Source organism: Aliinostoc maniaoense, assembly GCF_058172895.1.
The window spans coordinates 1559821-1584280 of the sequence record NZ_CP187952.1 but is presented as its reverse complement, the minus strand read 5'-3'; the positions used below and the strand labels follow the sequence as shown (position 1 = coordinate 1584280).

The 24460-nt window shown below is 40.5% G+C and carries 15 protein-coding genes; 8 read left to right on the top strand and 7 right to left on the bottom strand.

Annotation, left to right across the window (positions count from 1 at the left end; all coding sequences use genetic code 11):
- Positions 1-797 precede the first annotated feature (797 nt).
- Positions 798-1778: a porphobilinogen synthase gene (gene hemB, locus ACPZ3T_RS07050; RefSeq protein WP_490274706.1), complete on the bottom strand. Its 981-nt coding sequence runs from the start codon at positions 1776-1778 to the stop codon at positions 798-800.
- Positions 1779-1786: 8 nt separating this feature from the next.
- Between hemB and ACPZ3T_RS07045 the strand changes: the two genes are divergently transcribed.
- From ACPZ3T_RS07045 to ACPZ3T_RS07015, 7 genes are all read left to right on the top strand, one after another.
- Positions 1787-1957 (top strand): hypothetical protein, encoded by a 171-nt coding sequence (locus ACPZ3T_RS07045; protein ID WP_490274704.1) that lies wholly within the window; start codon positions 1787-1789, stop codon positions 1955-1957.
- A gap of 471 nt (positions 1958-2428) precedes the next feature.
- Positions 2429-4057 carry a peptide chain release factor 3 gene (prfC, locus tag ACPZ3T_RS07040; RefSeq protein ID WP_490274702.1) on the top strand — a complete coding sequence of 543 codons (1629 nt, stop codon included), beginning with the start codon at positions 2429-2431 and terminating at the stop codon, positions 4055-4057.
- 159 nt (positions 4058-4216) lie between these two features.
- Complete coding sequence (locus ACPZ3T_RS07035) at positions 4217-6403, top strand: M48 family metalloprotease (protein WP_490274700.1); 2187 nt, start codon at positions 4217-4219, stop codon at positions 6401-6403.
- Between the two features lie 772 nt (positions 6404-7175).
- Positions 7176-7667, top strand: a complete 492-nt coding sequence (locus ACPZ3T_RS07030; protein ID WP_490274698.1) for an RNA recognition motif domain-containing protein — start codon at positions 7176-7178, stop codon at positions 7665-7667.
- 1228 nt (positions 7668-8895) lie between these two features.
- Positions 8896-10152, top strand: a complete 1257-nt coding sequence (locus ACPZ3T_RS07025) for a glycosyltransferase family 4 protein (protein ID WP_490274696.1) — start codon at positions 8896-8898, stop codon at positions 10150-10152.
- A 727-nt stretch (positions 10153-10879) separates the two neighbouring features.
- Complete coding sequence (locus tag ACPZ3T_RS07020; RefSeq protein ID WP_490274694.1) at positions 10880-12898, top strand: GAF domain-containing sensor histidine kinase; 2019 nt, start codon at positions 10880-10882, stop codon at positions 12896-12898.
- 250 nt (positions 12899-13148) lie between these two features.
- Complete coding sequence (locus ACPZ3T_RS07015) at positions 13149-13904, top strand: TspO/MBR family protein (protein WP_490274692.1); 756 nt, start codon at positions 13149-13151, stop codon at positions 13902-13904.
- Between the two features lie 10 nt (positions 13905-13914).
- On the opposite strand, the gene ACPZ3T_RS07010 is transcribed toward ACPZ3T_RS07015, so the two are convergent.
- From ACPZ3T_RS07010 to ACPZ3T_RS06995, 4 genes are all read right to left on the bottom strand, one after another.
- The gene (locus ACPZ3T_RS07010; protein ID WP_490277146.1) at positions 13915-15471 is read right to left on the bottom strand and encodes a hypothetical protein; all 1557 of its coding nucleotides are present in this window, start codon (positions 15469-15471) and stop codon (positions 13915-13917) included.
- Between the two features lie 435 nt (positions 15472-15906).
- Positions 15907-17397, bottom strand: coding sequence for an Ig-like domain-containing domain (locus tag ACPZ3T_RS07005; protein ID WP_490274690.1), 1491 nt, complete (start codon positions 17395-17397; stop codon positions 15907-15909).
- 249 nt (positions 17398-17646) lie between these two features.
- A complete protein-coding gene (locus tag ACPZ3T_RS07000) occupies positions 17647-18411 on the bottom strand; it encodes a TIGR03943 family putative permease subunit (RefSeq protein WP_490274688.1) in 765 nt (254 codons plus the stop codon).
- A 119-nt stretch (positions 18412-18530) separates the two neighbouring features.
- The gene (locus ACPZ3T_RS06995) at positions 18531-19586 is read right to left on the bottom strand and encodes a permease (protein ID WP_490274686.1); all 1056 of its coding nucleotides are present in this window, start codon (positions 19584-19586) and stop codon (positions 18531-18533) included.
- A gap of 686 nt (positions 19587-20272) precedes the next feature.
- On the opposite strand from ACPZ3T_RS06995, the gene ACPZ3T_RS06990 reads away from it, so the two are divergent.
- Complete coding sequence (locus tag ACPZ3T_RS06990; RefSeq protein ID WP_490274684.1) at positions 20273-21631, top strand: sensor histidine kinase; 1359 nt, start codon at positions 20273-20275, stop codon at positions 21629-21631.
- Between the two features lie 174 nt (positions 21632-21805).
- Here ACPZ3T_RS06990 and ACPZ3T_RS06985 read toward each other — a convergent pair whose 3' ends face one another.
- Positions 21806-22684 (bottom strand): NAD(P)-dependent oxidoreductase, encoded by an 879-nt coding sequence (locus tag ACPZ3T_RS06985; protein ID WP_490274682.1) that lies wholly within the window; start codon positions 22682-22684, stop codon positions 21806-21808.
- A 557-nt stretch (positions 22685-23241) separates the two neighbouring features.
- Positions 23242-24441 carry a class I SAM-dependent methyltransferase gene (locus tag ACPZ3T_RS06980; RefSeq protein WP_490277145.1) on the bottom strand — a complete coding sequence of 400 codons (1200 nt, stop codon included), beginning with the start codon at positions 24439-24441 and terminating at the stop codon, positions 23242-23244.
- Positions 24442-24460: the final 19 nt, after the last annotated feature.

Here is a 24460-nt window from a genome sequence, read left to right as displayed (position 1 = left end):
AGTGGAATCTTTAACTGCTAATAAAAGCTCTATAAAATCACATAAGATACTGAATTTCTCGGACTTTTAAACAGTGAATGAGCAGCATAAATACAACTTATAAAAATATTTAATCAAGTCAGTTACCCTGGCTTTTTTAGCAAGCGATATTGAGATCGACATAGTAATAAAAGGCTTACAACCCATATCAATAGGGTGGTTTTTTGCCGCTTTTAGTCCAATATTGGTATCACAACTTACTTTCTAAATATTTCTTAGATGTCTTTATACTGCTCACACAGATGACAATTATGAAGTTTAGTCACCAATAGTTAATAAAAGGTTATATATTAATTAATTAAAGTTTATTAACAACTATTTTTTGAGAGAAAATACTGCTGTAGGAATCCGATTTGATTTTGAGAAAAATTCCAGTATATGTAGTATGTGTAGTAGACTGACAAGCCTAAAATAGTGCATTAAATAACCAGGACTTATGCAAGTGTCACAATTGATGGTTGGTGCGTGACGCTATAAGTCTGATGAATACGTTCCAATACTTTCGCAGCGTCACACAACGGCAATAAAGCGAGAACTCAGAGCGGCGGCTTCCGCCGCTCTGAGTTCGGTGGGGAGGAAAATCCACACCGCTTTTTGCCTCCCCTACATAAAAAATATGCCAATTGCGTAAGTCCTATTAATTACGAATTACGTAGCTTGCTACTCTCCGAGAACGCTCCGCGAACTCGCTTTGCGAGTATTACGAATGTAATAAGAGACGCTGTCATACAGCGTCTCTCAGAAGGATAAATCCTAGCTTACCGCAACCATCTAGCTGCATCTTTAGCATGATAGGTTAATATCAAGTCTGCGCCGGCACGTTTGAAACTGGTTAAGGTTTCCATGACTACGCGCTGTTCATCTATCCAACCATTCAAAGCCGCAGCTTTGACCATTGAATATTCACCAGAAACGTTGTAAGCAGCTACAGGTAAGTTACTTGCTTCCTTCACACGCCAGATGATATCCATGTATGCTAAGGCTGGCTTGACCATGAGCATATCTGCACCTTCAGCAATGTCTAGCTCAATTTCTTTAATCGCTTCCCGTGCGTTACCAGGATCCATTTGATAAGTTCTTCTGTCGCCAAATTGCGGTGTTGAATCGGCAGCATCTCTAAATGGGCCATAGTAAGCGGAAGCATACTTAGCAGCATAAGACAAAATGGGTGTGTCTTGGAATCCTGCTTCATCTAAAGCAGAGCGAATTGCTTGCACAAAGCCATCCATCATTCCCGAAGGCGCGATAATATCAGCACCGGCTTGAGCTTGGGATACGGCTGTCTTTTTCAACAGTTCTAGGGTGGGGTCGTTGAGAACTCGTCCTGTTAAATCACCCACTTGCAAATAACCGCAGTGTCCATGACTGGTGTATTCACACAAGCAGGTGTCAGCAATCACAATCAAGTCTGGTACGGCTGATTTTACTGCTGTGGCTGCTTTCTGCACAATACCGCAATCATGCCAAGCACCGGTAGCATCGGTGTCTTTGTCGGCTGGAATACCAAATAAAATGATGGCGGGAATGCCTAAGTCGTAAACTTCTTTGGCTTCTTCGACAATTTTATCTATCGAAAGTTGGTACACTCCGGGCATGGATTTGACTTCGTTGGCAATGCCCTCACCTGGTACAGCAAACAAGGGATAGATTAAATCATTTGTCGTTAATACGGTTTCTCGTACCATCCGGCGCAGTTGGGGATGGGTACGCAGACGGCGGGGGCGATGGGTGGGAAACATAAATTTCTGTGAAAAAATACGAATATGATGGACACAAGACAAAGCGTCACAAAAGTCGGACAAAACTCCGCTATTGTCAGCCAGACTACAGACAGTGCTTAACTGTCCTTTGCCCTACTCCTGCTCAAGCTGTGGGGCAATTTTGTATTTTACAAGAGGCAGGAGACGAAGAATTTTAGATTTTGGATTTTGGATTGGTTATCTAAATCTAAAATTGTTGGCGGTCTGTTTTCAGCATGAGGTTAGACAAATATGGGGAATTGTCATTGAGATATGAATTTACTTTCAATTATCTACTTCTAAATTCTCAATTTTTGGGAATGTTTTATGATAATTTTTATTAAAAGTTTATCTGCCGATGATTAAGAGTCAATTTAAACGCAAAGGGGCGCGGTGAACCAGCGTTGTAGGAGGGTTTCCCTCCGTAGACGACTGGTGAACCCAAAGGGAGGTAAACGCAAAGGGGAGGCAGCGCGTTGGGCGGCTTTGCCGACTTGTAGCGACTGCCGTCGCGCGGAGGGTTTTTTGAGTTTGGGGAGTGTTTGAGTCCGGTTTAATTTGTTTGTGGTTAGGTGGGTTGTTTTAAGATGAAGGGACTCGCTAATCTAGAAAAGCATTAAGTTACGTAACAAGGAAGTAAATAGGGTTTTATGTCAACTGAAATTCAGGCAGAATTGGGTCAAGCAGTTGAGCTGCGGCGCAATTTTGCGATTATCTCTCACCCTGATGCTGGGAAAACTACGCTGACGGAAAAGTTGCTGCTCTACGGGGGGGCAATTCATGAGGCGGGTGCTGTGAAGGCTCGCAGGGCGCAGCGTAAGGCTACTTCTGACTGGATGGCGATGGAACAACAACGGGGTATTTCTATCACATCTACAGTATTACAGTTTGCATATCAAAATTGTCAAATTAATTTACTTGATACTCCTGGACACCAGGATTTTAGTGAAGATACTTATCGGACTCTGGCGGCGGCTGATAATGCGGTGATGCTGATTGATGCGGCTAAGGGTCTAGAACCCCAAACTCGAAAGTTATTTGAAGTTTGTAAATTACGTGGTTTACCAATCTTTACTTTTGTAAATAAATTAGATCGTCCGGGTAGAGAACCACTGGAATTATTAGACGAAATTGAGCAAGAGTTGGGTTTGCAAACCTATGCGGTGAATTGGCCGATAGGTATGGGCGATCGCTTTAAGGGTGTGTTTGATAGAAAACAGCAGCAAATTCACTTGTTTGAACGCACTTCCCACGGTAGTAAGGAAGCCCGTGATACAATTGTCAACTTGGGTGATCCGCGCATTGAGGAATTACTGGAACAAGATTTGTATCACCAACTGAAAAATGATCTAGAACTATTAGAAGGGGTAGGCCCAGAATTAGATTTAGATTTGGTACACCAAGGCAAAATGACACCAGTTTTCTTTGGTAGTGCCATGACTAACTTTGGGGTAGAGTTATTTTTGAAATCCTTCCTCGACTACGCGCTTAAACCAGGTGTCCACATCAGTAGCGTCGGTGAAGTACCCCCCACTTATCCAGAGTTTTCCGGTTTCGTTTTCAAACTGCAAGCCAATATGGATCCAAAACACCGCGATCGCATTGCTTTTGTCCGGGTCTGCACTGGTAAGTTTGAAAAAGATATGACAGTGAATCATGCTCGAACTGGCAAAGTTGTGCGGTTATCCAGACCGCAAAAACTGTTTGCTCAAGAACGGGAATCGATTGATGTAGCTTATCCAGGTGATGTTATCGGTTTAAATAATCCAGGTGTTTTTGCGATCGGCGATACAATTTACACGGGGCAAAAGCTGGAATATGAAGGGATTCCGTATTTTTCACCAGAACTATTTGCGATTCTTCGCAATCCCAACCCCTCCAAATTTAAGCAATTCCAAAAAGGCATCTCCGAATTGCGGGAAGAGGGTGCAGTACAAATTATGTATTCCGTTGATGAAGCTAAACGTGACCCCATTATGGCAGCCGTGGGGCAGTTACAGTTTGAAGTGGTGCAGTTTCGCTTACAAAACGAGTATGGTGTAGAAACCCTATTGGAACTACTACCCTACAGCGTTGCTCGTTGGGTAGAAGGTGGCTGGGAAGCTTTGAACAAGGTGGGACGTATATTTAACACCACCACAGTCAAAGACAACATGAATCGCCCAGTTTTACTGTTCCGCAATGAATGGAACTGTCAACAGTTACAGGGAGATCATCCAGAGTTAAAACTCAGCGCGATCGCCCCAGTGTTTTCTAGTCAAAAGGCAGTTGAAGAGTGAGTTAGTGCTGAGTAGTGAGTACACGGTTATTCTGCCCCCTGCCCCCTGCCCCCTGCCCCCTTTCCTAGAAACCACTGGCCTTGATGTACACGGCATCTGATGATTCGCGCTTTGCTATAACCGTGGATCAAATCACACAGATGGAGTGTCAGAATTTCTATGCCTTCACACGCTAAATCGTCTTTGGAGGCTGGTTTAGTTGCCCTCAAACAAGGAAATTATCAAACTGCGATCGCTCAACTACAACCTTTAGCCAGTCATCAGGGTAATGAGACTGTCAGTTTACAAGCTAGGGTCGGTTTAGTCATGGCTTATGCGCGCAGTGGCGAAGTCCGTAAGGCGATCGCTTTGTGTCAAACTCTCACGGAAAGTCAAAACCCCAAGGTGCAAGAATGGGCAAAAACTGCTCTTGTTCACTTGACTAAAAGCAAAAACAAGCGCAAAAAAACCAGCAATACTCCAGTTAATCGCCCATCACAACAGACACAAGCCCAACCTAAACCTAATTATGTTGGTAATTTGCTTCAAAATCCCTACAGTGGGCAGAATTTAGTTGGCAACCCCTTGATTGGCACAACAAATTACCCCAAAGCTAAAGAATTTGGAGTTTATTGGCGACAAGCAAAACGCGCCAAGGTTTGGCAGCCTTTACAAAAAACAGGTTTAATTCCCTTGCGACTTTTGGCAGCAGGCACATTTATGGCACTGTTTTGGGTGCTGCGAGAACTGCTAGAGTTCGTCATGGGTACAATTAACTGGACTTTGGTGAAACTGCCTTATTTACAGCCAGTGCAGTTACTCTATCGTGATCCTACCCCAGTCTTATTTGCTGTTTTGTTCGTAGCGATCGCCCTATCGCCTTGGTTATTAGATTCGCTCTTAGCACAATTCTACGGGCAGTGTGAGTTATCTAAAGATGTCTTACAAAACCATAGTCGGGAAACTCCCCGTGTATTACATCGTTACTGTCAACAACGCCACTGGCCACAGCCCCAACTGCGAATTTTACCCACGGCTGCACCCCTAGCTTTTACCTATGGTAATTTACCCAGAAATGCCAGAATAGTTGTCAGTCAAGGTTTGTTAGCACAATTAGCAGATGATGAAATTGCTACTATTTATGCAGCACAACTGGGACAAATAACTTACAAAGATTTTGTCCTGATGTCTGTAATGTTACTGGTAACGCTACCAATTTACAAACTCTACCAGCAAGTTTCAGCCTGGGGCAACACAATAGGCAAGGGGATATGGCATTGGCCATTTACTATCGTTTCTAGTCTCATTTATGGGTTATGGTGTGTGTTGACTGGAACGACATTGCTATATTCACGCTGGCGGCATTATTATAGCGATCGCCTCGCCGCCGAAATCACAGGTAATCCCAATGGTTTAATCCGCGCCTTACTCAAAATTACCATTGGCATTGCTGTTGATATCCAAAAATCAGAATCCACTAGTTGGCAATTAGAAAGTTTAAATATTTTGTTACCTGTTAGTTATCAACAAAGTATTACTTTAGGCAGTGTGGCAGGTCATCTCAACTTTGAATCAATGTTGATGTGGGATAATATCAACCCCTATCGCCGTTGGTTGACACTAAATAACACACATCCACTAATTGGCGATCGGATTGAACGCCTATGTCAAATAGCAAAATACTGGCATATTGACCCGGAATTACATCTAGCTAGCCAAAAATCCCTCAGTGAGCAGGCATTAACCGTCACTCGTCAGTCTTTCCTCTTGCAAATTGCCCCATTCCTAGGTATTCCCCTAGGATTTTTATTTGCAGGCTTGATTTGGCTGCTGTGGCAAACTGCCTTTGCACTCAAATTTTTAAATCTCAAGTGGATTTACGAAGATTGGTCATTTGTCACAGGTTGTCTACTCATCTGTTTTAGTATCGGTATGGTAGTTAGGATGAACTCCTTTTTTCCCGACATTAAAGGCAATAGCATCCACACAGAGGAACACTTACCTTATTTATTAGCTAATCCCTCCAGCATTCCTATCGATAGTATTAAGGTGCGTTTTGTCGGTAAGTTATTAGGCAGACCTGGTATTAGTAATGCTTTATCACAGGATTTAATTTTACAGTCCAGCACAGGTTTAGTAAAACTACACCATGTTTCCTGGTTAGGACAACCGATTTATCATCAAGAATTAATTGGTCGTCAAGTGACAGTTACAGGCTGGTTGCGTCGAGGTGCAACACCTTGGATAGATATCCACACCCTGCAAATTCAAAACGGTAAAACCCTCAATAGCCCTCATCCTATCTGGTCTACTGTCATCGCTGTTTTAGCCCAAGCTTGGGGTGCTTACATTTTTCTCACAGGCTAATCAATTCAAAATTCAAAATTCAAGAGTTTTACTCCCCCTGCCCTCTGCCCTCTGCCTTTCTTCGTCAAAGAGATTCATTTTTCAAGCTTTGCGCTGATTGCAACTGAGTAGTTCATCATAACTATTCCCAATGCCCAATGCCCCATGCCCGATGCCCCATGCCCAATGCCCCATGCCCCATGCCCAAATGTAAACAAATATTGCAACTTCCATATCTATGTGTTACATTTATTTACAAAATTCTTGATAACTGAAATAACTTAGCGTTCAGGCTTGGTAATTATCCTTAGCTGCCTACGCCAATCTATTGATGTTTATCCTCCCAACACAGCAGAGAATTAACCAGCCATTGGCTGGTTTTTGTTTCGTACTATGTCAATATTCCTTCTTGAAAAAATATGTATTTTATGTTACGATGCCGTAAAACTATTGCAAAAAAAGTATATGCTGAACTAGCTACGTAGAAAATACCGTGGTAATCTAAAGGATGGTATTTAATTCTGCGGGCGAAGGCATTGAAAAAAAATGCTGATGGCAAGAGACAGTTAAAAGCAAATTTACAACTTTTAGAATTAAGGTGGTACTAACAGAGCGTTGTATGCGCTGTTGGATTCAATAAGCTTGATCCCAGCAAAAAACTGTATTGTATAGATTGACAGTTTGGAGTAAAAAAATTGGTTTATGGCAGTCTTGGTCAATAGCATTTAAAAGCCAACGCCAAGCCATTGTTTTCTTGCCTTGCCATGTTCATTCAACTCTGGAGGTATAGTTCATGTCCGTTCGCCTATATATAGGCAATTTGCCAAAAGAAGAAATAGATCGTCAAGAACTGCAAGCAGTTTTTGCAGCAGAAGGCGATGCTGTGACTACTAAGTTAATCAAAGACCGTAAAACCGGCAAATGTCGGGGTTTTGGTTTTCTAACAGTCAATAATGATGAACAAGCTGACCAAATTATCGAAAAATATAATGGTCAGATGTTCAAAGAAACCCCCATCAAGTTAGAGAAAGCTTTACCTCGGACAAAAGGTGAGGAAGGAGACGAACAAGCCGCCCCAACACCTGCTGCTAGTGGTAATTCTACTCCTAAAACCAACAAAGAAGGCAGTCGCCGTGACAAAGGTGGTAAGAAGTCTCGTCGCGGTGGTGGTGGACGTGAAACCACTACAAGCACATCTGATTCAGATGCAGTTCGTCCCGATCCACGTTGGGCTGCTGAGTTAGAGAAGCTCAAGCAAATGCTAGCTGCTCAAACTACAAACTAAGTGGAAGGAGCGAATAATTAAAAATTAAAAGTCAGAGTTTTTTGATTTTTAATTTTTAATTGCTAACGTTTCTGTCATGGCTCAACTGAGGGTTAATGATAGGTAAAATTTCGAGTGTGATGGGCTGCACCCCACCGTAGGCGATCGCTGTTTTTGGTTCAAAGGTTTTGATTAGCTCGGTTTGTCTAGCAACATAACTAGATAAACTTAATCTCTATTGTTCCAAAACTGGCGACACTTACGTGTACTTAACGTGTACTTAACTGATCAAAGTTTTCCCAATCTTCCAGAGTCATCAATCTCATACCAGAGTGAGGGCAAGAAAAAAACTCCTCGACTGGAATCAAATCTGATTAAAGCATTAATTTGGATAGATATTTAATAACCCCTTCAGTCTGCTGAGGTTTTGAATCCAGGCTGGAGGGGTTTCTAGTTTTGTTATGACGCTTGATACGTGTGGGGTGTAGGCAGACAGCCGCAACAACCTTCACTTTGAGCGGAAAAAGTTAGGTTTAAAACCCCAACGCCAGTTCTCTCAAGCCAGGAAACCCACCCACGAGACTGGCTTCCCCTTGTGGGTGGCTGTCTTTAATTTTGAATTTTGTAGCTTGCTACTCTCCAAATTCTTTGTAGGGTCTGTTGAATTTTGAATTGATTCATTTCTTGAGAGTGAAATACAAATAATTGAGCTAAGAAATTTTTGCAAAAATCTGTATTATAAGCTACAAAAATCATATTTAAATTTTAGTATTATTTGTTTCTTTTTAAGTAAAAACATTATTCAGCATTAATACTAATAATTCAGGATATTTGAGCATTTACTTGAGAAATTCAGATAAAGTTAGGCGAAAAATAAGTGTAAATACGGTAGCTTCTTTAAAGAAAGATTACTAAAAATAGAATGTCTATTCACATAACAAGCTTTATTTTTCAGTAAAAAAACTGATTCATTAATATTCAAAATAAGTTGATATATGCCTGCTTTTTGGTAGCTAAATAGAGCTTCATCTATCACAGGTATTAGATTTTAATATGGCTAATTATGTATAAACAAATCAAATATAAAAACTGCAAAGAAAGTATCATCTTGGCAATAGATAGAGAAAAATATTTGACATATTAAATTAAAATAAAAATTACTCAAATTTACTAGATAATTCAAGTAAATCCACTGTCAGTAATTTGAGGAACTGCCTACAACTTTATTCACATCAGCAACACACAAACCATGAACTCTACCACTGAAAAGCGTATAGCTTTGATTTCTGTCCACGGAGATCCAGCGATTGAAATTGGCAAAGAGGAAGCCGGAGGGCAAAATGTTTATGTGCGTGAAGTAGGGAAATCCCTAGCTCAATTGGGATGGCAAGTTGATATGTTTAGCCGGAGAGTAAGTCCTGAACAAGAGACTATTGTGGAACATAGTCCGTTGTGTAGAACAATTCGCTTAACAGCCGGGCCAGAGGAATTTGTATCACGAGATTATGGTTTCCAATATTTACCAGAGTTTGTTCAGCAATTACTCCAATTTCAACGAGAAAATCACATTAAATATCCAGTTGTACACACAAACTACTGGCTTTCTAGTTGGGTAGGAATGCAATTAAAAACTCTCCAAGGAAGTAAACAAGTCCACACCTACCACTCTTTAGGAGCAGTTAAATATAAAAGTGTAGACACAATTCCTTTAATTGCGACTAAACGTTTAGCAGTAGAAAAACAAGTCTTGGAAACAGCTGAAAGAATTGTGGCTACAAGTCCTCAAGAACAGGAACATATGCGATCGCTAGTTTCTACAAAAGGTTATATTGAGGTTATTCCTTGTGGTACAGATATCCAGCAATTTGGCTCAATAGATAGACAAGCTGCTAGAGCCGCACTCGGAATTGCTCCAGATGCCAAAGTTATATTGTATGTGGGACGTTTTGATCCGCGCAAAGGCATAGAAACTTTAGTGCGTGCAGTGAATGAATCTCAGTTACGGGACAGTGGTAAACTCAAACTGATTATTGGTGGTGGCAGTACCCCAGGAGCTAGCGACGGTAGAGAGCGCGATCGCATTCAAGGCATTGTGCAAGAATTGGGTATGAGTGATTTTACAACTCTTCCCGGCCGTCTGGGACAAGAAATTTTACCTACTTACTATGCGGCGGCGGATGTATGTGTTGTTCCCAGCCATTACGAACCTTTTGGACTAGTAGCAATCGAAGCGATGTCTAGTGGTACACCAGTTATTGCTAGCGATGTTGGCGGACTTCAGTTTACAGTAGTTACAGAGAAAACTGGGTTATTAGTCCCACCAAAAGATGTAGCAGCTTTTGCTGTTGCTATTGATCGAATTTTGATGAATCCCACATGGAGAGACGAGTTAGGTCTAGCTGCTAGAAAACACATCGAATCAAAGTTTAGTTGGGGTGGTGTGGCAGAGAATTTAAATCAACTATACACCCAAATTTTAGAAGCCTCTGTCCTAGAACCAGCATGATTTGCTCAATAAAGGTAAAAATTACCTGAATAATTATAGCGATTTCCAATTAAGTGAGGTACAGATAATATTTTGAAACGCAAAGGGGCGCAAAGTAAAGCGCATTCGCCGTCAGGCGTTCCCGAAGGGTAGGTACGCAGAGATTTGTACCTCAGCAGACTAGGAAACGCTATAACTATTAGGGAATTGGTAGAATCAATTATTTCTCAGATATTCAACTGACAAGTTAAATTAGGCTTGTGATATGTGTTGGTATTTTGAGAAATATTTTTTAGTAATGAGTTTACCTTTTCCCTTTTACTATTAATTTACTTCTAATAAGAAATTATCTAATAATTTTGAACCAATATGTTGTTATATCAGCATATTTTATAGTTTTTTACTTAATTAAATCAAAAAATGATGACTTTTATGATGAGGTATTAGTTTTGTAGTCAGCATTTGATGTTAGAGGGGAACGCTATCTTAGGAATCATATTTGATTGCTGGAAACAACGGCCTCCACTTCACCGCTTGTGAGATTACGCCTCTGTAAAATCCCTAACCGGCAAAACTACCCCTATTGCTTGTTCAATTTACCTCTGTTGAGGGAATTATGAAATAGAAGTTCATAATCAATTCCCCATGCTGAAATTTTTCAGCCAATTACTGGTGTTATAAGTTACAAAACTATTCCATAAAATGCTGCTGTCACTTACATCCCCACTCCCTACTTTTGAGACAAATTATGAAAACAGCCTTATCTAGAATAATATCCCAAATTCGTGAATCTCTGGATATAAATACCATTTTCAAAGTTACAGTCACTGAACTTCGCCAGTTTCTGAATACAGATAGAGTTGTGGTATTTTGTTGGCATCAAAATTGGGGATGGGAAGAAAAATTTATCTATGAAGATGTGGGAGAAGAATGGAGTCCTATTTTAACTACAAAATTAGGCGATCGCTATCTTCAAGAGGAATTTTCTAGACTTCATCAACAAGTTGCAATTACAGCAATAACTGATATTAATACAGTTGAAATCAGTGATTGTTATCTTCAGATGCTCAAGCAATTTCAAGTATGTGCTAATCTGATTGTTCCCTTAATCAAAGCTAAAGAGATATGGGGTTTATTGTGCATTCATCATTGTAGTCAGATACGACAATGGGAAACTAGGGAAATCGAGTTTGTGGAATTGATAGCTGAACATTTAGGATTGGCTTTACAGCAAGCAGATTATATAGAACAAGCCAAAGCACAATCAACACAACTAGCACAAGCAAAAGCCAGAGAAAAAGCAGCAGAGTGGCAAAAAACAATTGCGATCGCTATTGAAAAAATTCGCCAATCCCTCGATTTATCAACAATTTTCCGCACTAGTACCGCAGAAATTAGAAAACTCATCCATGCAGATCGTGTAGCTATCTATCGCTTTCATCCCGATTGGAGTGGGGAATTTGTGTTTGAATCTGTGGGAGAAGGTTGGATTTCCCTAATCGATGAACAGTTACAAAAACCAGAATTAAAAGAAAATGTTAGCGAATGCAGTGCTAAAGATTTAGCCAAAGTTCCACTAGCAGATACTTATTTACAAGATACAGAAGGTGGTCGTTTTAGCAGAGGCGAAGTGTATCGAGTTTGTCATGATATTTACAATGCAGGTTTTAGTGACTGCTACCTCAATATATTAGAAATTTATCAGGCTAGAGCCTATGTAATTATTGCTATATATCACGGACAGAACTTGTGGGGTTTGTTAGCGGTTTACCAAAATAGCGGGATTCGTGATTGGCAAGAAGATGAGATTTACTTACTTACTCAAGTCGGTAGTCAATTAGGTGTAGCAATTCAGCAAGCAGAATTACTAGAAGAAACTCAGCGACAAAAGGAAGAAATTTCCCAAACATTACAAGAACTACAAACAACCCAAAGCCAATTAATTCAAAGGGAGAAAATGGCGAGTTTAGGGCAATTAGTAGCTGGCATAGCTCACGAAATTAATAATCCCATTAATTTTATTTACGGTAATATTACTTATGTTAATGAATACACGAAAAGCTTATTGAAATTAGTGGATATCTACCAAAAGAATTATCCTCATCTCCAGCCAGAATTGCAAGAAGAAATTACAACATTAGATTTAGATTTTATTGCTGATGATTTACCAAAAATTCTCCAATCAATGATGATAGGCGCACAACGTATTTCTCACTTAGTTTTATCATTACGTACCTTTGCTAGACTTGACGAAGCTGAGATGAAGCCTGTAAATATTCATGCAGGCATCGACAGTACACTATTAATTTTACAACATCGGCTAGAGCCTAAGAATGGGTTTCCTGGTGTAGAAGTAATTAAAGAATATGGTGAATTACCAGAAGTAATATGTTATGCAGCGCAGATAAATCAGGTATTTCTACATATTATTAATAATGCTATTGATGCTTTAGAATCTGCAATGACTTTGGGTAAAATTACTATCAATCCCCAAATTAAAATATGTACAGAATTTAGAGAAAATCATACTATCTTAATCAAGATTGCTGACAATGGTTGTGGCATTCTAGAAAATGTGCGATCGCGGATTTTTGAGCCTTTCTTTACCACCAAACAACCAGGACAAGGTACTGGGTTAGGTTTATCTATTAGCTATAAGATTATCGTCGAAGAACACGGTGGTAAAATTAAGTGTGTTTCTGAACCTGGAAAGGGTAGTGAGTTCTGCATAGAAATTCCCTCACAGCCTTTAGTTAATAAACTTTAAATTGTAGGGTGCGTTCAAGCAACGCGTAACGCACCGTATAATATTGATTCTCTGCGGCTAGATATCATTTGGTAAAATCCTCAAATGCTTACATAGCTTTAACATAAGGGCAATAAAGCGGGAGGAAAATCCACATCGCTTTTTGCCTCCCTTACTTAATATTTACTTTATAAATAGGCTCTAAAATCAAATATGATTCTTATATAATCAATGATTGTTGATAGTTTAAAAGGCTGACCATCTCTTAATTATGAATCAATCCAATAATACTGGAATCCTAGAACAGTTTGTTAACATCGTCATGGGTGTAAAAACTGGGAATCAACACCAGTCTTCTAATACATCAAAAACAACTACACAAGAACTAGATATTAAGGCGGTGTTAGTTTATAAACTAGGGACTATTCTGCAAATAGTAGTTATGGTTCTGGCATTGCTGGGAATGGAAAAATTAATCATGTTAATTGATGATAATTCTTCCTTTCCCAGTTGGTCTAGTACCTTATTAACAGGATTGTTTTTTACTCTCTTCAGCATCCGTTCACGAATTTTTTCACTTTTAGATAATACCCGTTCTCGTCAGACATACGATCAAGTAATCAGACCAAGATGGTCTCCTCCACCTTTAGTATTTCCCATAGTTTGGATGATCATTGCCGTTTTACGGGTAATTTCTTCTGTATTAGTTTGGCAGGAAATGAATCACCAATTTTTAGTGCTACCTTTCATTTTGTTTGTAGTACATCTGGCTGTAGGTGATACTTGGAATACGATTTTTACCGTAGAACGCAGGTTAGGTGCTGCTGTGCCTGTAGTAATTTTAGGGCCTTGGTTATCTGCTTTAGTAGTGACAGCAGTTTATTGGCAAACTAATGCCGTAGCAGGAACGATTTTATCATTTTCTTGCATCTGGCTCACCGTAGCTGCTGCCTTAGTAGTGAGAATTTGGCAATTAAATGGATCTGAGCCATTGTATCCTTTAAAACTCACACCAGTAGAACAATAAACACGCCTTTTCATTGTGAATTGGGCTTAAAATTCGGCAGTTCTACCGCAGCCAAAGACTTGCGTTTCTTTGGTGGACGCTGGGGATAAACTACTGGTGAAGGCGATTGAGTATCTTCATCAGCAAAGTTACCCAAAATTTCCGGCGGTAAATCACTGTCTAATTCTACGTGATTTACAGGATATGATTCTGAGTCAGAAGATACGGGTTTTTCAGTGGGTTGTTCTGTAGGAGATAAAGTAAAGGACAATGTTGCAGAATTATTTGTCGGAAGGGTGATATCTGTCAATATCACCGATGGTTGTTCTGCTATAGCTTCTGTTGTGTCATCTTCCTGAACATCTGTATCCAAGGTTTTCCAAGCCTCAGTTTCTCCGGTTTGAGGATCTGGGTGGTTATCTGCTGCTGGCTGTGTTGTTGATGTTGTTCCAGACTGGGAGGAAAAGAACATCTGGATGAGGCTATCTATTTGCTCATCTAGTTCTGATGAAGGAGTGACCGATGAAATCTCTTCTAGGTTAATTGGAGGTTGATTGTCTGTGACTTCATTGGATACAGATGGCTGTGAGGTTGGGGGTGTCTCTGGCTTGGGCGGCCAGTTCCAAATCGGTGAAGGATTGGGAACAGCGTAATCACCGCTAAAGGGAGGTGGTAATGAAGGTTCACTCTTGGACTGAGCAGCATTTTCTGTTGGTGATTCTGGTTCTGCTGACCAAGGTTGAATCGGTTGAGCGTTAGGAAACAAAGAGCGCGCTTTTCTGGCAAATCTTGATTTATGGATGACTGGATTTTGAGGCTGATCATTAGCAGCATCACCAGCATCATAACCAGGAATGGATGTATCTAGACATTTTTCGAGTGCAGCCTTAAATTGTAGGGTCTGACGCTGCTGGCGCATTAATCTAGTACGTAGCTCTCGACAGGCATTTTCTGATTGCAAAACCTGCTGAGATTGTTCACTATAGTTCGTTTGTAATAAGGCGCATTCTCTTTCTAACTGAGCAATGCGTTGTTGACTAATTTGTAATTGTGCTTTATAACTTTCAATGAGAATTTCTTGACGCTGTGCAGTTTGAGATGTAGTCTCTAGCTGTTGAAAAAGTGATTGGATTTGTTCTTGAGCAGCAGAAAGTTCTTGTGCTTGCTGATTGAGCATGGATTCAGTGACGCTAGAGCGTCTTTTCTGCCACTGCAAAGCCTTTTCTGACTCAGTCAACTCATCTTTGAGATTTTCTACTTGCTGGTACAAATCATTATTGGCAGCACGCAATTCTTCACTTAAGGTCAGTAGCTTTTGAAATTCGCCTGCAACCTGTGTTTGCTGTTCACTATCAGGCTCTACGACCCAATCTTGGTTATTGGTGGTGTCTTGGACAAAATCGGGGCTTTGAGGATGATGCTGTTCATCTGCTGCGGGTTTGAGGAGTGGTAATTTAGCAACGGGTGTGTTGTCAGCAGGCACAACTGAGTAAAAAGGACAGATCGTTTGTTCTGGTTGTAGAGAATTAGCAGCAGAGTTAAGAGATTCCATCACAGTCCTGTTATTTGAGGTGTCAGCTTCATTCATCACTCTTGAACCACCCACGTATCAATAATTCAGCAGTACTGATCAACTTCTGAGGGGTTACTTTTGCAGCCAAGTTATTTTTCCCCTAGCTTCAGTAGTTAATCATTAGTCAATCATTTATTCAGTGTTCCCCATTTTGCATACATAACTGATGTCGTTATAACATTATGAACTGACCCCTCGTCAACCTGAGATATCAAGGGGATTTAGAGTTTAAATGCTACAAATGTATGAGTTAGTGTACAGATACTTAAATGTTTCGGTTTAAGCTGGGTGGGCTTTGGTCAAAAGTTTTGTGGTAGCAGCACCCTGGTATGAACTCACACGCTGGAGAAACACTGTATCTGTATATAATTTATCAAAAGTATCCTTGGGCTAGTCAATAAAAAAAGTCAAAAATTTAAAATTTGAGATTAGGCTTTCGCGCGTCTTTAGTCATGGCAACCAACGGGGGTGAAATCCAATCAGGGGAAGTTTTTCTGGTTTGATGCTGCTGATGCCAGTATCAGAAATCGGTAATAGGGGCATTAACCAGAGACTACTAGTAGCGATCGCTTCCCCATTATCAGTTTTCAAATTATTAGCAGATGCTGTAGTAGAATTAGCTTCGGGAACTATTTGGTCAAATAGTAAAGCTAAACCATCGGGAGCTAAACTCATTTGCACGTTTCTTTGCTCTACAGGCAATACTAACAATGGCTTCTGCTGCTGAGTTTTCAGATCAATCGCTACTAGATAAGGTTGTTCTATGTATTGTTCTTGTGAAACAAGTTGTGTTAATAAGCAGTAAAGAGTGGGTGAGGAGGGGTCAAACTGACAACTGAGAATAGAGCCTTTAGTTTTTAATAAAGCTTTTTGAGTCCCTTGATTGGTCACTAGAAATAAATCTTTTGTAAAGTCAGTATTAAATTTGACCATAGCTGCCTGAGAACCATCTTGAGAAAATGCCTGCACTAGTCCAAACTGGGGCAGGAAATCTAAGGGTTTAGTGGCATCTTCTTGGAGTGGTAGAATTGCTGCCCCTTGTCCTTGAGCAACAGCCACAGCTTTACTATCAGGAGTAATAATAAAATCTCCCCCTGGCTGACTTTGCAGACGTTGAGGCTGAGGTTTTTGTCCGGGAGCAAGATTAGCTGGCATAAACCACAGTCCAAAGTCACTGGGATTATTTCTATTGCCCCGTTGTACAACTATGGTTTGTCCATCTGCTGACAAGTCAAATTTCAGGTTTTGATAGTCTTTATTATCTAAAACTAACTCAATTAATCCTGGGGCTGGGGTTTTAGTGCCAGATTGAGCAGCAACGCCAGTGGTTACACTATATATTTTGGCTGATAGTAAGTCTTGATTATTACTAGTGCGTGCGGAGAAGAGAATTTTTTCACCATTGGGAAATGGTTTAAAGTCCATCACTATCAACTCTTTGGGGGTGAGGACTGTTTTTTGTTCTTCAGTTAAGTTGTAGAGAACTAAACGCCCTTTATTTTCTGGATCAGTTCCTATGTACAAGATAACGCGATCGCGTGTGCGAAATTGTCCCTCAAAAGGCTGTATAATTCGCGTTTGATCTTCTGATTCCGAAAATTTATCTTTAGCTCCTTGCAACTGCACTTTATAATTCGTGCCGTAGGGTGCAGGTGTCAACAAAGTATAAACCATCCGTCGTCCCGCCCAACTGATTTTACCTGCCAGGGGTGGTTCAATCTTAAGATTATCCTCTACACTTTTTGTATTCATAGGACGGCTAAAAGTGAGGGTAAAAGAAACATCTTCTGCCCCAATTTGCTGGTTTTGCCAAGTAAAATCTCTTACTCGTGCTGTAACCACATCGCCTTGCAAGATGAGTAATCCAATCAGCAAACTCAGCAGCAACATACAGGCAATTGCTACCCGATCTAATGGTTGGAGAAAATCTTTTTTAGTCATTATTAATTATTGGGTATTGGGTATTGGGTATTGGGCATGGGGCATGGGGCATGGGGCATGGGGCATGGGGCAATTTAATTTTGGATTTTGGATTTTCAATTTTGGATTGCATTTCAATCTAAAATCCAAAATCTAAAATTCTTCCCCTTGTCTCCCTTGTCTCCCTTGTCTCCCTTCTCTCCTTGTCTCCCTTGTCTCCCCCTGCCCCCTGCCCCCCTGCTTTCCCAGTCCCCAGTCCCCAGTCCCTAATTAATAACTATAGGGATTCTCTGGCTGGGGAATCTTTTTTAAAGAATTAGCGGCTATGGTAAGTTGGCGTTTATCGTTGATGGTTTCTGTCACCATTTGCCCTTCTATTTCTAGCCAGGTGTCAGGGGAATATCTTTCTTGTCCTTTTGCGAGTTTGACGGGTAATCCTATAGGATAGGCATCGGCAGCGCAGCAAGTGAGTACAAATCTGGCTATAAATATGTATTCTTTACCCATGTCTGGTGGGTGAATCACAAATCCTTGCACCTTGACTTTTTGACCTGTATATGAATCTGGTTCAGGGTAAACGCTGAGTGTACGTACCCAGTCTACAAGCGATCGCTCTTCTGGACGAACGGTGACTCGAAAGGCTTGGGGCTGAACACGAGCAGTTGACAATAAATCTGTTACTCCTCTCTGGAGTGCTTTATCACTAGCAAATACTTGGGGTGTGATAATTAAACCTAAAATCGCTGTAAATAATAACAAACTACTACCCCAACCAGGGGCAAAGAAATTAATGTGCTGCGGATTAGGTGCGACATCACGCTGTCGCCGTCGTCGTGTCCATAATTCTTGTGCTTTCAACAAACCAAGGGCAATCAAAGCAACACCACCAGCAACCACTAAACCAAAGAAATTAGGGTGAATCAGCAGGTTTAGCTTGCCATTGAGCCAATATCTCAACATCAACACACCCCAAGCTGTAATTGCTAAGACATCCAGCCAAGGAAGAAATTTGTTTTGGGTAGGAGATTTAGTCAAGTCGCTTCGCTCCAATTCAAAATTCAAAATTCAAAATTCAAAATTAAAGAGTTTTATACTCCCCCTTGTCTACCTTGTCTACCTTGTCTACCTTGTCTCCCCCTGCCCCCTTGCCTCCATTAAATAACGTGGAGGTTAATAAATAGGGTGAATAAAAATGTCAGTTGGGCTGCTAAGGCAAATAGGTAAAAGATGGTTTTGGGCTTGAACATTGATAACATTAAGCCGACACTTTTGATGTCAATCATGGGGCCAAATACTAAAAATGCTAATAATGAACCAGTGCTAAAGGTTGAGGCGAAGGAGAGGGCAAAAAAGGAATCGACTGTGGAACAAATTGAGACGACGGCTGCTAACACTAACATCACCAAAATGGATGTAATGGGGCCAGCACCTAGACTGAGAATTAACTCACGGGGGGCTAGTACTTGAATGGCGGCGGCGATCGCACTTCCTAAAATCATTACGCCTCCCAATTCTCGCAATTCTTGGATGCTGTTATCTAGCACTAGGCGCAGTTTATCGGCGGTGGGTTTACTGGTGCTGAGGATGGGTTCACTGGCTGGGACTAAGTTAGCGTCTAGCCGTGCAGTTATGCCTCCTCTCCCACCTAAAATATAAGTGCCAGAACGTAAGATATTTGGTGTTTTATTGCCTTTTGATCCTGGCTGATATTTGCCCCGGCGTTTTGGTTCTGGTTTGGGGGGAGGATTAAATTTTAAATAACGAGCGATCGCCGGTTGAACTATCGGTTCTAAGTCGGGTTGGAAACTAAACACAAAGCCAATAATTGTGGCAATTAATAAGGAAAATACGACTCTGAGGACTACGATTTCTGGCTGATCTCGAAATGCTGTCCACGTTGCCCAAATCACAATCGGGTTGATTGTTGGTGCTGCTAGTAAAAAACCAACTGCTACAGATGTGGGTACTCCTTGCATCAGCAATCGCCTGGCTACTGGCACATTGCCACATTCACACACCGGAAACAAAAAGCCAACCATGCTGCCAACTAAAGCACCCAATAGCGGGTTTGTGGGCATTTTTTCTACTAGTTTGCGTTCATCAACAAAAAACAACAGCAAACTAGAGAATAAAACCCCTAGAAGCAAGAAAGGCATCGCCTCGACTAGCAGACTCAGAAATATAGTGAAACCATTGTTCAGTTGATTCATGGGTGTCGCAGTCAAAAGCGGTTTGAATTTTTGAAGTTATGCCTAGTCATTCTATCTGAATGGGGATCAAACTCATTTAGGTACAATACAACATATTGAAAACAGTAAGTTTAGATTGGGTTGGCAGTTTTTTCTCAATCATCAGGGCGATCGCTTGTCATCAATCAGATGTATGGATTTGAGTAGATGTACTAGGATTGACTATGTTGATGATTGTTTCATCTGAACAATAGTTCCAAGTTTTGTCTAGCAACTGCTTCACTAGCTTGTCAATTCACTACCTCATATTTATACTTACCGTACAATAACGCTTGATAATGTTATCTTTTGGGCTGGTTCATAAAGAATTTACAGTCTTTAAATATTTGGGGATCGTTCTAAGTTAATAATATTCATGCTTTTCGTCATGCCTCCGCCAAGAAAATTTTAGGGTTCGTTGAATTTCTACTATAAAAATGCTGAATCGTCAATTATATCTAAGTATTTTCACTAATATCATCAAGGTTTATAGATAGAGGTTAGAGACTAGTACGGTTCGGAGTTAATCAAGGCACTAGTTAAAATAGCTAAATAGCCAATAAATCAGGGTGTTTTCTGCTGCTTTCTGCCATGATTATTAGTGGTAAATGTAACAGGTCAAATCTTAACTGATTATTGGTCAGTTTTGGTTAAAATGAGAGTTTAGCGTGTCAAAAGAGTTTTGTTGCCAAATATCGCCACCAATTTTATCTGTGGGTAGCGAGCGTGATTTATCTTTAGAGTCAAGCCTACAAGAATTACCAATGTACACCTTTACGGTGGCACTTAGCTGTACAGGTGCAGAAGTAGCAAAGTATTTTGATCAATATCCCTTGCTCCCAGGGGTGATTTTATTAGAACAGGGTAAATTCCGAGGGATGATTTCTCGGCGGCGACTCGTGGAGTTTTTAATTCGTCCCTACGGAGAGGATTTATTTACCAAACAACCTTTAGATGTTCTCTACAGTTACGCACGCACAGCAATTTTACAGCTACCTGAGACAACGCCAATTTTAACAGCGATGCAACATCTACTGAAGCGATCGCCAGAATTTTTGGCAGAACCAATAGTAGTTCAAACCGCAGACAATACCTACAAATTACTAGATACCCATGAACTCAATATTGCTGCTTGGCAAATTCGTGGTATTGAAACTCAGGTGCGCTATGAACGTACTCAAACCCAAATGATTCAAAATGATAAGATGGCCAGCCTCGGTAGATTAGTAGATGGGGTGGCACATGAAATTTTAGATCCTGTCGGTTTTATCTGGGGTAACTTAACTTATATCTCTAACTACAGTCAAGATTTACTTAAACTCATAGCTGCTTATGAAAATCATTTGCCTCCCGGTTGTCAGGCAATAAATATCATTAAAGAAGAAATAGAATTTGATTATTTAGAACAAGATTTATCCAAAGCATTAACTAGCGCACGCACTGGAGCAGAAAGGCTAAAAAAACTCGTCACTAGTTTACAAAATTTTTGTCATATTGATGCAATTTATCCTAAACCTGTAGATTTACATACTTGTATAGATAGCATTCTAATTTTAATTAAAACTCGTTTAAAAGGAGAAATTAAAATTATTAAAAATTATGGTAAATTACCCCCAGTTCCTTGCTTTATTGGGCAGTTAAACCAAGTATTAATGAATATTTTAAGTCATGCGGTTGATAGTTTGCTCGATGAAGCAGTGAGACATCAACTACAACTGAACTCCAGCCAAAATATTAAAAGAGCAGAAATTGTCATTACTACAAAGGTGATTTCTCAAGCACCACAAACACTAGAGTCTCCTGATTCCCGTTGGGTTTCCATTGCCATTGCAGATAATGGCATAGGAATGTCTGATGAGTTACAAAAACAATTACTCGAAAGTTTTTCTCTAGAAAGAAGAGCCGATAAGGAAACAAGTTTAGCCGTTAGTTATCGCATTATCACAGCCAGGCATGGGGGTAATCTCAGTTTCCATTCCCAAGCAAATATGGGTACTGAATTTGAAATTTTATTGCCTTTGTTATAGCCTGAATTTTTCGCCTTTCATGATTTCCTCACACCAATTCTTGATGAAGCTGCGCTAAATACTGATTCAGCTATTGGACATTTAATTTGTATATTCACATTGCAGGGAAGCAGGCAGCAAGGATTTACAAGTTCTTTAGACAAATGAAATGATCCAACTTATAGGTGTAACAGCTTATCCTCCACTCACCTCTCCCCAATCTCTAATTACAGAAAATAGGGCAGAATAATCATCATTAGCAAAGGACATTTTCATCGCTGTTTGCAGAATTTTTTGCACATTTTCAATGCTACTAAGATCCAAACCTAGAGATTGAGCTTCCGAAATAAATAAATCTGTATCTTTGAGTAAATGTTTGGTGGGAAAATTCGGATTGCTATAATTCCCATTTAACATACGAGGTAATTTTTTATCAAAAGTCGGGGCGTACAGCGCACTTTCCCGTAAGACTTGCATAAACTTATCCACGTCAATGCCTTGACGCTGCACAAAAGCTAAACTCAGGGCAAAGCTAGTAGTTAATGAACCAATGAGTTGATTTAAGGCTAATTTCAGCGCAGATGCTGTTCCCACGGGGCCTATGAGTATTGGTTCTGAACCAAAATTTTTGAGTAAGTCTAAGTTTCGTTCATATTGATGTGGTTGCGCCCCTACCATTACCGTGAGCGTCCCGGCTTTGGCTTCGGGTATACTACCCAATACTGGTGCTTCTATATATTCACCACCACCCCCAACTATGGAATCTCGAATTTCCTGGCTTTGTGTTGGGGTAATTGTTCCCATCTGGATGATAGTACGCCCTGCCAAAGTCCGCCAAGAGGTATCCGACAGCAGGACATGATAAATTGCTGCGGCGTTTGTCAACATGAGAATGACACACTCAGCTTCCCGAATTGCATAACGGGGATGTGTGACGATTTCAGCACCTGCGGCTTGCAGGGGTACTAGTTTTTCTGGGGTACGGTTGTAAGCAATTACCTCTATATTTGCTGCTAACAATCTTTGGGCCATTGGTAGTCCCATCAGTCCAGTTCCCAGAAATGCCACCTTCATTGTTCACGTTCCTTTAGTAGACCATAGGCGAGTCTATGATTAGACATCGCGTTTTCAGTTTTGGATTGTCAGCAGTGAGGGAGTTGCTACTCCCGATTCCATCCTCAGTTGAGATAATTTATCAGATTTTAGTTTTTTTGAGGAGGAGCATCCGTTTTTTTTACGCAGAGGGGCAGGAGGTTGGCGCACAGAAGCGCGGATGTTTTATCTAGCGGTTTGGAGTTTGCCAAATTTGGGATGCTCTCTCTTTAAGAATGCACTTTTATTAATTTATTTTGTATCAGCTTTTGTACTCTCCTGGTGTGATGAGGTAATTAGCCCCCTGCGGCAAAAGTCGCCATGATGATGACTGATAACAAAATACCAGGGCTAAGTAGTGTTACTAGCATTAATAGGTCATGAGTAGACATAATTATGACTCCGATTGTTGATTCGGCTTGATAGCAATCACTGTTATGCTAGTCTATATCTGGCTAATACGGCATTCTTAAAGAGAGTTTTAATTTTTTGCAGGGTGTGGGGGAGTAGATATTGTTGAATGTTGACTGTTCTGCTTTTCACTGTGGCACAGTTAAGCCTGTTAGTGGTTGAGCTGTTTCTGGTTTGGATAGTCCTTTGCTTTGAACTAACACACCAAAGTTACCTAGTCCTGTGGGATCAATAAGTTGATGTAGTGATTCTCTTCGCTGTAGGAGTTGAGAGAGGGGGATTTGTTGATGGGAAAGGGCTGCAATACGGTTTCCTAAGCCTAAAGCCATCAAAAATAAACCCTGCTGTGTAAAACCTACTGTCTCTAAACCACAGTCCTCTCCCCATCGTTCTAAGGCTGTAAAGTCAACATGGGCTGTGATATCTTGCCGCCCAATATTAACGTAGGGGTTATTGTGATAACGATGTTGATAGTAGCATTGGAGTGTTCCTTGCGATCGCCTGGGATGATAATAACGACTGGCAGGGTAGCCATAATCAATTGTTAGCACATACCCCCGTTGTAAGCGGTCGGCTACTATACTCAACCAGTCTAAAGCTGCTAAATTAATTTCACTGCGGTAGCCGTCTTCATAACCACTTTGATGGAAGTCAATCCCGACTAAATTCAAATATTCTCCTAGGCGGGGTGTAGAGGGTGGGGCAGTAACTTCTGTAAAGGACGGTATTGGAGATAAGGGGGATAGGGGAGGATTGATGTTTTCTTCTGGAATGGTGACATAAATTTCTTGCAGTTCACCAGACTCTAAAATAAACTGATGTACTGGCAGGGCATCTACTAATTCGTTAGAGAAAAAACAGCCAATAATCGAGTTAGGTGATATCTCATCCCAGCCACGCCAATTTACTGCAAAATCTTGTAAACGTTGCTGTTGTTCTTGTTGTAAACCTGGTGATTTTTCAATAATTATATACTGTAATACAGCAAAAAAATCTGGATGATGCTGCTGAATATATTCCAGAATATGCAACGCCAAAAGCCCTTGACCTGCACCCATTTCTACTAAATAAAATGGTACAGGCTGCCCTAAAATTACCCACATTTGCAGAAATTGTACTGCTAATAACTCGCCAAAGTCACTACCGAGACTGACCGAGGTGAAAAAATCCCCATCTTTAAATCCAATTTTGATAGTGTTGCTCGAGTAGTAACCATATTCTGGATGATACAGCACCATATCCATATACTCAGCAAACGTAATTCTTTGTTGAGGACTGTTAGCAATGCGATGGCTTATGGTTTGATATAGTGCCAACTGAAAATCCATAGTTAAATAATTCGTAATT